Source organism: Elizabethkingia occulta (assembly GCF_002023715.1).
Lineage (GTDB): Bacteria > Bacteroidota > Bacteroidia > Flavobacteriales > Weeksellaceae > Elizabethkingia > Elizabethkingia occulta.
The window spans coordinates 133,401-146,200 of sequence record NZ_MAHX01000006.1; the positions used below are offsets into that span (position 1 = coordinate 133,401).

General features: G+C 38.5%; 10 protein-coding genes. 4 read left to right on the forward strand and 6 right to left on the reverse strand.

All coding sequences use genetic code 11. From position 1 onward, the window contains the following. Positions 1-77: 77 nt before the first annotated feature. The gene (locus BAZ10_RS04625; RefSeq protein WP_078771061.1) at positions 78-2,432 is read left to right on the forward strand and encodes a PDZ domain-containing protein; all 2,355 of its coding nucleotides are present in this window, start codon (positions 78-80) and stop codon (positions 2,430-2,432) included. Between the two features lie 92 nt (positions 2,433-2,524). Here BAZ10_RS04625 and BAZ10_RS04630 read toward each other — a convergent pair whose 3' ends face one another. The 5 genes from BAZ10_RS04630 to BAZ10_RS04645 are packed head-to-tail and all read right to left on the reverse strand — an operon-like array spanning position 2,525 to position 3,813. Beyond that, on the reverse strand, positions 2,525-2,737 hold the full coding sequence (locus BAZ10_RS04630) for a bacteriocin-like protein (RefSeq protein ID WP_078771062.1): 213 nt from the start codon (positions 2,735-2,737) through the stop codon (positions 2,525-2,527). A 32-nt stretch (positions 2,738-2,769) separates the two neighbouring features. Beyond that, the gene (locus BAZ10_RS04635) at positions 2,770-3,009 is read right to left on the reverse strand and encodes a bacteriocin-like protein (RefSeq protein WP_078771063.1); all 240 of its coding nucleotides are present in this window, start codon (positions 3,007-3,009) and stop codon (positions 2,770-2,772) included. A 23-nt stretch (positions 3,010-3,032) separates the two neighbouring features. Beyond that, complete coding sequence (locus BAZ10_RS04640) at positions 3,033-3,221, reverse strand: bacteriocin-like protein (protein ID WP_078771064.1); 189 nt, start codon at positions 3,219-3,221, stop codon at positions 3,033-3,035. Positions 3,222-3,262: 41 nt separating this feature from the next. Continuing rightward, positions 3,263-3,427, reverse strand: coding sequence for a bacteriocin-like protein (locus BAZ10_RS18995; RefSeq protein ID WP_165689677.1), 165 nt, complete (start codon positions 3,425-3,427; stop codon positions 3,263-3,265). After that, positions 3,424-3,813, reverse strand: a complete 390-nt coding sequence (locus BAZ10_RS04645) for a hypothetical protein (RefSeq protein ID WP_245803749.1) — start codon at positions 3,811-3,813, stop codon at positions 3,424-3,426. The genes BAZ10_RS18995 and BAZ10_RS04645 overlap by 4 nt, the downstream gene beginning before the upstream one ends. Positions 3,814-4,059: 246 nt before the next feature. Here BAZ10_RS04645 and BAZ10_RS04650 point away from each other — a divergent pair, with 246 nt between their 5' ends. Then, complete coding sequence (locus BAZ10_RS04650; protein WP_078771065.1) at positions 4,060-4,398, forward strand: helix-turn-helix transcriptional regulator; 339 nt, start codon at positions 4,060-4,062, stop codon at positions 4,396-4,398. Here the strand turns inward: BAZ10_RS04650 and BAZ10_RS04655 are convergent. Next, entirely contained in the window at positions 4,395-7,808 is a 3,414-nt protein-coding gene (locus tag BAZ10_RS04655; protein ID WP_078771066.1) for a glycoside hydrolase family 2 TIM barrel-domain containing protein, read from the reverse strand. The genes BAZ10_RS04650 and BAZ10_RS04655 overlap by 4 nt on opposite strands. 340 nt (positions 7,809-8,148) lie before the next feature. Between BAZ10_RS04655 and BAZ10_RS04660 the strand changes: the two genes are divergently transcribed. Continuing rightward, positions 8,149-11,181, forward strand: coding sequence for a SusC/RagA family TonB-linked outer membrane protein (locus BAZ10_RS04660; protein WP_245803750.1), 3,033 nt, complete (start codon positions 8,149-8,151; stop codon positions 11,179-11,181). Between the two features lie 19 nt (positions 11,182-11,200). Then, positions 11,201-12,799, forward strand: coding sequence for a RagB/SusD family nutrient uptake outer membrane protein (locus tag BAZ10_RS04665; protein WP_078771067.1), 1,599 nt, complete (start codon positions 11,201-11,203; stop codon positions 12,797-12,799). The last annotated feature ends 1 nt before the right edge of the window (position 12,800 follow it).

Below are 12,800 nucleotides of genomic sequence, written 5' to 3' on the forward strand. Positions count from 1 at the left end.
AACACCAAATAAAAAAACACAAATGCCTGTAAATTAATTTTTTAAATTATATTTACAAAAAAACAATATAACCAACCATGAAAAACACACTAACCTTATTATTATTTTGTCTGCTGGGGATTTTATTTCCCTATGCTCAGACAAAAGTGTATGTTTCTTCCAGCGGAAGTGATAATAATCCCGGAACTTTAACCAAACCTTTCAAAACTCCGGAACGTGCTGTACAGGAAATTGAAAAAGCAGATGGAAAAGCGCTTACTATTTATTTAAGAAAAGGTATTTATTATCTTCAGAAGCCCATTGTTCTGGATAATAAAACACTAAAAACAAAGTCTCTTTTAATAAGTTCCTATCCCGGAGAGCAGGCTTTCATAAGTGCGGGACAATTACTAAAGACCGACTGGAAGCCTTATAAAAATGATATTTATGTCACCTCTATTCCACAAGATATAAGCTCTGAAAGGCTTTATGCAAATGAAAAGCTCCAGATATTGGCCCGTTATCCTGACTATGATGCCAATGCCAGAGTATTCAACGGAACCTCAGCAGATGCTATAGCTCCAGAACGCGTGAAGCAATGGAAAAATCCTGCAGGAGGTTATGTTCACGGACTCCATTCAGGAGAATGGGGAGGATTTCATTATCGTATAATCGATGTTGATGAAAAAGGTAACCTAAAACTGGAAGGCGGCTGGCAAAATAACCGGCCTTCACCTTTGCACAAACAATTCCGTTTTGTGGAAAATATATTCGAAGAGCTAAATGCTCCCGGTGAATGGTTCGCCGATAAAGAAAAAGGATTGCTCTATTATTATCCACCAAAAGGAATAAACCTTTCTCAAACCAACATAACAGTTTCCCGATTAAAAAACAGCATCGAGATAAAAGGCACAGAAGGTTCACCACTATCAGATATAGAAATAAAGAACATTGGCTTCTTGCATAACGAACGAAGCTTTATGGATACCAAAGAGCCTCTTTTGCGAAGCGACTGGACCATCTACAGAGGCGGAGTTATATCCATGGAAAATACCCGGAATGTAAAAGTAACCGACTGTCAGTTCACAGATGTAGGTGGCAATGCTATTATGCTAAGCGGGTATAATAAAAACAACACCATCAGTGGCAACCATATTAGTGGAGCCGGCGCCAGCGGAATTGCCTTTGTAGGAGAAACGGATGCTGTACGTTCCCCTTCTTTCCGGTACGAGGATTATGTACCTTATGGACAATTGGATAAAACACCCGGCCCTAAGTCCAATCATTACCCACAGCAATGTATTGCAGAAAATAACCTTATTCATGATATAGGCAAGATTGAAAAACAGGCTACAGGTATACAAATTGACATTGCAGCTAATATTACAGTAAGACATAACAGCATATACAATACACCAAGAGCCGGTATTAATATTGGTGATGGCGCTTTTGGCGGACATATTCTGGAATTCAATGATGTCTTCAATACAGTATTGGAAACCGGAGATCATGGCGCTTTTAATTCCTGGGGAAGGGATCGTTTCTGGAGTCCCGACAGAAAATATATGGATAGCATTACCACTGCCCACCCAGAGCTGATCTTACTGGATGCCAATCAAACCACTGTTATCCGCAACAACAGATTCCGCTGTGATCATGGCTGGGATATCGATTTGGATGACGGATCTTCCAATTATCATATTTACAACAATGTGATGCTGAATGGCGGACTCAAATTCCGCGAAGGCTTTAAACGTAAAGCCGAGAACAACATTATGGTTAACAATAGTTTTCACCCGCACGCATGGTTCAGAAACAGTGACGATTACTTTACTCGTAATATCGTGATGGCACCTTATGCCCCATATGAAATAAAAGACTGGGGAAAGAATATAGATTATAACCTTTTCCCGGACACAAAAGCTTTACAAGCTGCACAAAAAAGAAATACTGATCAACACAGTATCTCAGGAAACCCTGATTTTATCAATCCTCAGATTGGCAATTACAGAGTAAAGAATAATTCCCCGGCTCTGCGTATAGGTTTTAAAAATTTTCCAATGGATCAATTTGGTGTACAGATTCCACGATTAAAGCAAATCGCTGCCAAACCAGAATTTCCTGTGCTGATAAACAATACAGAAAACAATAGAAAAGTAACAACTATTGATTTTCTAAATGCTACAATAAAGTCGGTAGAAGGTCTTGGGGAGAGGTCCACTTATGGACTCCCTGATGAAAATGGCGGAATCATTTTAAAACTGGACTCGAATAGCCCGTTAAAAAAAGTAGGATTACAGGAAAAAGATGTCATAAGAATGATGGACGGCACCGAAATAAAAAAAGCAGAAGATTTATTAAATATATATCAGCTTTCTAAATGGAAAGGGCAGATAAAGATTGAAGCTATACGAAATCAGCAACCTATACAGGTTATATTATTATTAAAATAAGCTGATTAAGTAAAAAAAGTAATACTTAACTTTTTGAAAAATAAAATGGCCGGATATTTCTTCCGGCCATTATCTATGTACAACATGTCTTATTACAATGATTTGCAGCTTTTAGCATATTGTCCTGATTGTACACATGCACTTAACTTTTCACACCACAACAGTGTTCTGCACCCGCAGTCATAAGGCATTCCTTCACCAGGAGCTTCATCTACTGTAACAAGATGAGAATTACACCCACCTGTAAAAGTTCCGCCTTGAATTTCTTTAAGATTGTTTCTTGAAAGTTTTCTAAGATTCTTCATAATGTTTTTGCTTGGTGTTAAAAATTATTTTATTAAAGACCAGTTTCGCATTGTGATCTAGGTATCTGATTTGTGTGAACACAAGCTCCCATTCCCGGACACCATTTCAATCCTCTGCATCCGCAATCATATGGCATACCAGGTTCTGGTTGCTGATCTCCGGGAATCCAGTGAGCTTCGCAACCACCTATACCACTTCCTCCACCACCAATAATGGCGCCGCCCTGAATTTCTTTAAGATTTGTTCTTGAAAGTTTTTTTAGATTTTTCATAATGTTTTATTTTATTTGGTGTTTTATTGATTATTTGTTCCCGGATCCGTCCATGCACAAGTAGGCTGCATTTTGTTAGGGCATAATTGATCACATGGAGTAGGAACTTGCTCTCCTTTTACATAGCAAACTCCCCATCCATCTGGCAAAGGCTCTCCTCCTCCGATAATAGCTTTAAGCTCTGTTCTTTTAATTTTTTTAAGATTGTTCATAATATTTTATTTGGTGTTTTATTAATTATTTGCTCCCGGGTTTACCATGCACAAAAAGGCTGTGTTCTGTCCGGACATAATTGATTGCACGGAGTAGAAACTGGTTCATCATTTACAAAACAAACTCCCCAACCGTCTGGTAAAGGCTCGCCTCCACCGGTAATAGCTTTAAGCTCTGTTCTCTTAATTTTCTTAAGGTTTTTCATAATGTTTTATTTGGTATTTTATTGATTAACAAGCGTAAAGGTAGTTTAACAAGATCGTTAACATTTTCACCCTGTCTGCTCTTTCCTGCAGTCCATTTTGTTGTTCCGATTTTCTTTGCTGCATTTTCAACTTCCTTATTAAAAACTTCGTACTCTCCATATGTGGAAATATTTAATACCGTCCCATCATCATTAATCTTAATGATAATCTTAGTCTCAAGCTTCTTGGGCAATCCCTTTAGAGATTCTTTATTTATATTTTTTTCCACAAGCTGAAGAAAAACTCTGTTTCCTTTGGGATACTGAGCCGGAAAACTATTTACCGGAGGTGATGGCACAGAAGGATCCTGAAGTTGCCTTGCCTCCATCTTATTTTTCACGTTCATCTCATTCTGCTTTTTAGCTATCTGAGCAAAACAGATGTTAGCAACAAATAATAAGAAAAAGGATACTATTTTTCCATTTATACACACAAATACTATTATAGCTTTAAATAAATATATAATATTTTCCCAAATATGTGAATTATTCTTGAGATAAAAAATGTACATTAGTTTTATTTTTAATTAACTAATGTTTTACACAACTATTTAAACATATGATTAGCACAAGCATTATAATATATAAATAAGATGAAACTAAACACCAAATTGCGAAAATTAAGAAATTTCAGAAAGTTAAGCCAGGTAGAATTGGCTGAAGCTTTACAAATATCACAAACAGCTTATAACAAATGGGAATCAGGTGCAACGAAACCGTCTTTGGATAATATTCTGAAACTGTCACAGTTTTACAATATCTATATTGAAGAACTTATAGACGAAAGCCCCCTCCGTACAGCTGATTCAGAAAAAGAAATCAGAATAACGGAAGAGGCTATTTCGGCAATTATCCAGAATCAGAACGAACTAATCGGACTTATCAGGCAGCAGAATGAATTACTTATCCTACTTTCAAAAGCCTTAAATTAATATTTCAGGTTTGCTTTTTCAGCAATCTCCTGAGTATTTTTAACAGGAACTATTGTAAAACCCCATTTATAATTTTTGTCAGACGGAATACTGTATTCCGTAAGAGGTTTAGCTCCCCAGCTATTATAACCAGCAACCCCCATCTGTTTCATATCCACACATACTTCTACGAAATTTCTTGGTGCAATATCGTTTATATGGGTCTGACGCGGACGCATATCTTTTGCTTTTTCATCAGAATTAGCGGCACGTTCTTCCGAACTAAAGTTATTGAATTGGTAAGGTCTGTTTTTAGCCTCCTCGGAATCAAAATCTTCTACAGAGTTTCTTAAAGCATTAAAGCCTACTGTATCATCAGCAATAATTAACAATCCAGCATTCTTGGTATCTGTAAGAGAGAACCAGCGGTTAAATGTTCTGTGACCATTTTCCTGCGGACGCACATAAGGAAAATACATATCCTCTGCTGTTGTATTATAAATACCTATTCTGGCTCCGGACTGACGATCTGTATAGTTTTCCACAGGGCCATTCCCATAGTACTGAATTTTATTCATAGACTGTGGTAATCTGAAGCGTATCCCAATTCTCGGTACTTCCAGTTTGGACGAATTTTCTCTGGCTTTTTTCATTTCCGGAGTAAAGGTTGCCATCTGTGTAGCTTCTGAAGCTTCAACATTATTTGCTTCCATCGAAGTGGAGGTAAACTCCGCATTTACTTTCATCACACCATCCGGATAAATTTTATACTGCACCTTATACAGATTACCGGCAGGCAACAGATAAGTCGCATTTAGCAATGCATGATCATTTTCTTTTACAGCATTAATTTCCGTTACTTTAAAATCTTTACTCGACTCTTTCCAGATCTGAAGACGTTTCGGCATCGAGCTTCCGTAGTCATTATCATTTGGGCCTCTCCAAAAGTTGGGCTGAATTCCGAATCCCCCCTGAAAATATTCTTTACCATTAACATTATAAGAACTTAGAATACCTTTTGCTTTATCAAAAGTCAACACAGCTTTCCCTGTGGTTATAATCGTTATATTTCCTTTTTGGTCCGTTTTTATATTTTGCGATGCAGTTGCCGGTCTGTAAGATTCTTTTACAATTTCAGAAGGCAGTTTGAATTGCCCATGGGCAATATTAAAGTTATTAGGAACCAGCGTTGTTGCTTTTGCTGTATATACATCAAAATTTACAAAATATTCCCTCCCTTGCTTCAATGAACTAACCGGAATCTGCACATCCATACTCTGCTGTGCTCCAAGATTCATCGGAACTACTTTTTCAGCTATAATTTTACCGTTTTCAATAACACTATATTTCAGGATATAATCCTGGGTATTTGTAAAATAGAAGCGATTTTTCACACTGAACAATCCTTTAGAAAGATCTTTTGCCTCAAAACCAAAATCCTGGTGAACGTACTTTACTTCCTGCATTGCCGGATGAGGAGTTCTGTCCGGATTTACAATACCATTGATCAGGAAGTTTCCATCGCTGGCCATATCTTTTCCGAAATCACCGCCATAAGCCCAGAACATTTTCCCGTTTTTATCTTTCTGTGCAATACCCTGATCTACCCAGTCCCATATGTAACCTCCCTGAAGGTTAGGGTATTTGTAAATTGCCTGCCACTGCAAATCCAGATTACCACTGGAGTTCCCCATTGCATGCGAATACTCTGAAGGAATCACCGGACGGTCAGATCCTTCTTTCCCGGTTTTATCCAACCAGGCTGCACTTGGATATTGTGGCACATACATATCCGAATTATAGCCCCAGATTGCTCTTTCATAATTTACCGGACGGTTCATAAAATCTTTCTCACGCTCTTTCAGCCATCTGTAGGTCACATCGAAATTCACTCCGTTTCCGGCCTCATTTCCTAATGACCAAAAACTTACTGAAGGATGATTTTTATTGCGTTCGAACATATTGATGGTTCTGTCCAGATGGGCGTTCTGCCATTCCGGGTGTTTAGCCAGAGATTCTTTCCCATAATACATTCCATGACTTTCAATATTAGCTTCATCATATACATAAAGTCCTAATTCATCACACAATTCATAAAACTTCCGGGACTGTGGATAATGGGCTAAGCGGACAGAGTTGAGGTTATTTTGCTTCATCAATGTGAAATCCTTCAGCATAATATCTTCGGTTACATAATGTCCGGTCGCCGGATTATGTTCGTGAATATTAACACCTTTAAATTTTATAGGTTGTCCGTTCACCAGAAACAAGCGATCTTTTCTTCCGTTACCTTCTACTTCCTTTATTTCAAATTTCCTGAATCCTACGGTAAACGGAATTACTTCGGTTTGTGTACTCGCCTGATTCTGTACCGTCATTACCAGCTTATACAGGTTTGGAGATTCTGAAGTCCATGTTGAAATTCCCGGAATTTTGATTTCAGGAAATTTATAATCATTCTCCCCTCTTCCTTTTACACTTACTGTTGCCGAAGCCGAAGCGATAACCTTACCTTTAGCATCAAGCAGTTCATAACCCAACACAGGACTTGCTGGCTTAATCGGTGTATAGTTTGCCTTCTCTATAAGATCTCCATTACCGTAATTCGCAACTGACATTTCCAACTGGAAGATTCCGTTCTTATAAGTATCATCTAAAGTAGACTTCACTCTGAAATCACGTAAAGACACATTCGGTTGAGACCACAGGTAAACATCTCTTTCAATACCACTCATTCTCCAGAAATCCTGTGCTTCCAAATAAGAACCGGTGCTCCATCTGAATATTTTAACGGCAAGTTTATTAATACCGGGCTTCACATATTCGTTAATTCTGAACTCTGCCGGATTTTTAGAATCCTCACTATAACCTACTTCTTTACCATTGATATAAACATAAGTACCGGACTTTGCACCACCAATATTCAGAAAAACAGTTCTGTCCTTCAGCCATTCTGCAGGAATATCAATATCTCTACGATAAACTCCTACAGGGTTTTCTTCCGGCATATAAGGTGGAGCTTGTTTAGGCAGTCTTGTCTTAGGATCCCTTTCTACAAATTCATAAGGGTGATTAACATAAATAGCCGTTCCGAATCCCTGAACCTCCCAGTTTCCCGGTACTTTTATATCCTTCCATCCGGAAGTACTTGTCGCAGAATCAGTAATATTTTCAGGTAATTGTTTATAAGCATCCGCAAAATGGAACTTCCAGGTACCATTAAGCGATTTATAATATTTACTATTTTCGAATTTAGTATTTAAAGCCTCGCTTTTGGAATCATAAGTCATAAAGAGCGTCCGTGGATATTCTTTATTAACTTTTACAATACTGGCATTCTTCCAGTAAGGTAGTTCCTGAGCCTGAATAACGACCGTAACTAATGTAAGGACTCCAGCCAGGAGTTCCCTAGAAAAAAAATAATGTCTCATTACATGGTTATTTGAAAGGCTAAAGTATTAAATTTTAAATTAATACAAATTACTGTAAAGCTAACGAATACAACCGATTGCACACAACTAAGATAAAAATGTCATAACAAAATCAATAAATATTTGAAAATATATCAAACTAATTGAAATAATTTTTAAATTAGCTTTACACAAAACAAATAATCCATAAAGGATAAATAACAAATAATGGTGTTTTTTATTAAATATCACACATTTCTTGTGAACATATTTTAACAAAAAAGCTAAAAGCTAGGTTAAAATATCTTATTCATAAAGGAGATGAAAGCGATAAATATATTAACTAAAAAAAGCACTAACCATGAAAAAATCATTTTTCATTTTGTTATGTTTCCTTACAGGAGTTTTAATCTATGCTCAAAAAACGGTCACAGGTACTGTTACAGGAGAGGATAACCTTCCGCTATCCGGGGCAATAATCACTGAAAAAGGGACAAACAACAAAAGTACTTCCGATCAGGAAGGAAAATTCAGCATTTCAGCTTCGGGAGAAAATGCTGTTCTTACAATTTCTATGTCTGGATTCAAATCTCAGGAGATTCCGACAAGCGGAAAAACAACAATCAGTATCACACTATTTTCAACTACTCCTGAAAAAGCACAACAAATTAATGAAGTTGTAATAACTGCATTAGGAATCAAAAAAGAATCCAGAGCCCTTACTTACAATGTACAGAAAGTAAGCGGGGCCGAAATTGTCGACGGCGGACAAGGAAACATTCTGAACAGCCTTGCGGGCAAGGTTGCCGGTGTAGACATTAAATCTTCTGCATCAGGTATTGGAGCTGAATCCAGAGTTGTCCTTAGGGGGACAACATCTATTACACAAAACAACAATGCCTTGTATGTTGTAGATGGAATTCCTATGCCCAATCTTTCTTTTGCAGCTCCACAAGCCTCAGGGTTTTACAGTGGTCGTGGAGCATCTTTTGGTGGAATTGCTATGCTAAACCCCGAAGATGTTGAAAATATTTCTGTACTTACCGGAGCTGCTTCGGCAGCATTATATGGCAGTAGTGCTGCCAATGGGGTAATCCTTATCACGACTAAAAAGGGGCAGAGCGGAAAGCCAAGAATATCTTTCACCAATACTCTAAGTGTTATGGATCCTTTTATATTACCTCGTTTTCAGAAAGCTTATAGAGCCAATGCAGGTGGAAGCATGTTCAGCTGGGGAGATAAGCTTACGACAACTCCCATGTATAATCCTGCTAACTTTTTCCAGACAGGAGCCAATTATACTACCGCAATTGGAATAAGTGGTGGATCAGAAAACAATACATTCTACGTTTCCGCCTCCAGACAGGATGCAGACGGAATTATTCCTGAGAACAAATTCAGCCGCTATAATTTCACAGCCAGTAACTCCGCATCCTTATTCAACAAAAGGGCGACACTGGATTTATCATTCAATTATATCAATCAGAATGACCAGAATATGACGACTCAGGGTTTATATTACAATCCGATAGTTCCCATTTATCTGATGCCGGCAACTACAGATATAGAAAAGTATAAAATATACGAACGTTACAATCCGGAAAGAAACTTCGAAACCCAATACTGGGATTACGGAGACCAGGGAATGGCTTTACAAAATCCTTACTGGACTGTAAACCGGAATATATTTACCAATAAGATAAACCGCTATATTATTACAGGAGCTTTAAAAGTCAATATTGCGGAAGGGATAAATGTTACAGGACGGATGAATTTTGATAATTCTGCTATGAATTCCGAAACCAAATTATACGCTTCTACATACGGCTTATTTGCGGGACTTCTAGGTGCTTATACGAGAAACCCTCAAAATAATCAACAAATCTATGGTGATATTATTGCCAATATGGATCGTCGTTTCGGGAAATTTGGCATCAACGCAAATTTAGGAACGGCTATTACGGACAATCAGTATGAAACCTTTACTATAACTGGAAATCTTTCACAATTAGCCAATCTTTTCACATTAAAAAATATAGTTACGACAACTCCTCCATACGAGGCAAAATCCCGCGACCAGACACAATCCGTTTTTGCAAGCGCCACGGTGGACTACAACAAGTTAGTTTACTTAGACCTTACCGGGAGATACGACTGGCCTTCCCGACTCTATGGAAGTACTAAAAGTTACTACTTCTATCCTGCTGTAGGTCTCTCTGCAATTGTTACCGATATTTTTAAAGTTAAATCAGACATTCTATCATATTTAAAAATAAGAGGATCTTATAGTGAGGTTGGTAACAGCCCACCAGGAGGCACCACAGTTCTTACATTTCCATTTGTGGGAAGTAATATCGGAACCACAGGAACAAGACCTTCCAATAGTATTCAACCAGAGCGCACCCGTTCCTCAGAAGTAGGAATCAATGCCCGATTTTTGAAAAATAAACTGGAGCTTACTGCTACAGCTTATACTTCTTCAACATTCAATCAACTATTCAGACCTACTTTTTCAGGAACCTCACTTTTCAGTTCCATATTTGTGAACGCAGGCCAGGTAGACAACAGAGGTATTGAAGCTTCTTTAGCATGGGAAAGCCCTGTATTTAACAGAGATCTGAGATGGAGATCACAAGCTACCTTCTCATTAAACAGAAACAAAGTTGTGAGCTTGCTCAAAGATTATTACGACCCGTACAGTGGCACTACAATAACACTGGACAAACTTAATATGGGTGGCACCGGAAGCTACCGTACTGTTCTTACAGAAGGAGGCACTATGGGAGATATTTATGTGAACACCTTAAAAAAGGATTTCCAGGGAAATGTATATGTAGATCCTAATTCAGGACAAATTGAAGCTGACCCCGATAATTTTATCAAGGCAGGTAGCTCACTCGCAAACTACCGTTTGGGATGGCGAAATGAATTCAAGTATAAAGATTTCACATTTGCATTTTTAGTAAACGCGAGAATTGGCGGTGTAGGAGTATCACAAACACAAGCAGTTATGGACTTCTTTGGGGTATCCGAATCCAGCGCGCTGGCACGGGAAAATGGCGGCGTTTTGATAAACAGTAGCAAAGTAGACGCTCAGAAATTCTATCAGGTAACAGGCAGTCCACAGGCAGGTGTTGGTGCTTATTACGTATACAGTATGACTAACGTAAGACTAGCTGAAGCATCTCTTTCATACAGATTGCGTACACCCTGGATAAAATTTGTCAACAATGTTGTTATAAATGTAAGTGGGCGAAATTTATTTATGTTCTACAACAAAGCTCCTTTCGATCCTGAAAACACTGCATCCGTGGGCACTTATTATCAGGGGATAGATTATTTCATGCAGCCCAGCCTTAGAAGCATAAGTTGCTCACTAAAACTAGAATTTTAATACAAAAACAAAACTAAAGATGAAATTACCTGTAAAAAATATAATTTTAGTGGGTTTGACAGCTATAGCATACGCTTGTACCAATCGATATGCAGACTTCAATACCGATCCCACACAGCCAACCGAAGACATGCTGCAACGCGACTATTATCAGCTAGGAGCATTCTTTCTTCAGATGCAGAAGAATGTACTTCCAGCAGGAAGTAATGGCACGGATGAAATAAACCAATACCAACTCACCGACAATCTTCAGGGAGATATTTATTCCGGCTATATGGGCGTTAGCAACAATTGGAATGGCGGGCAGAATAATTCTAACTACGGGCTGGTTCCCGGATGGTACGAAGAAATGTTTAAGCGCGCTTATCTCGGAAATCTTGCCGGATGGACAGAAATAAAAAACAGGGCAACAACCCCCGAAACAGTTGCATTGGCAGATATTATAAAAGTAGCCGGCTTTCACAGAGCTACTGACACTTACGGTCCGCTTCCTTATTCAGGTATAAAAGCAGGTGTTGTCAGTACCAAATACGATTCGCAACAAGCGATTTATGACTCTTTTTTCAAAGAACTGGATAATGCGATTGGTGTATTAACAACTTTTTCTCAGAATTTTCCAAATTCAAAAATTCTCGCTAATTATGATTTAATTTATCAGGGTGACATCCGCAAGTGGATTCAGTTTGCCAATTCACTGAAACTAAGACTTGCTTTAAGAATCGTGTATGCTGACCCGGCAAAAGCAAAACTGTATGCGGAATCAGCAATCAATCATCCGATAGGAGTTATAAAAACTGCCGATGCAAGCGCTGCTATCAAATCTTCTCCAACAAACCTGATCAGAAATCCTATTTCAGCTATATGCTATTTGTATGATGATGTCCGGATGGGCGCGAATATGGAATCCTTCTTAAAAGGCTACAAAGATCCCAGAATATCATCTTACTTCAATCCGGTAACTATTGGAGGAACAACAGGCTATTTTGGAATAAGAAATGGAATCCAAATTTCCAACAAAGCGTTATACACTCCGTTTTCTACTATAAAACTAGAGGAAAACAGTCCCTTAACCTGGTTAACAGCAGCTGAAACTTATTTTGCAAGAGCAGAAGGTGCATTAAGAGGATGGAATATGGGCGGCACTGCCAAAGACCTCTATGAAACCGGCGTACGTACCTCTTTCCAGCAAGCAGGAGTCAGTGGGGCGGATAACTACCTTAATGACAGCAGCAGTACAGCAGCAGCATACAGAGATCCTGTAAGCTCATCGAACAACGTTAATACAGGAAGTACACTTCTCAGTACTATAACGGTTAAATGGAATGAGACCGATAGTTTTGAAAAAAAACTGGAGCGCATCATCACCCAGAAATGGATTGCTGTATTTCCTAACGGACAGGAGGCCTGGAGTGAGTTCCGCCGGACTGGCTATCCAAAGATTTTCCCTGTTGTTGTAAACTACAGTGGTGGAACAATAGATACATCGAAACAAATTCGCAGAATGCCTTTTCCTAATTCGGAATACCGAGACAATCCGCAGGGTGTAGCCTCCGGTGTCACCGCTTTGGGAGGCACTGACAATGGGGGAACCCGATTATGGTGGGACAAAAAAAATTAAG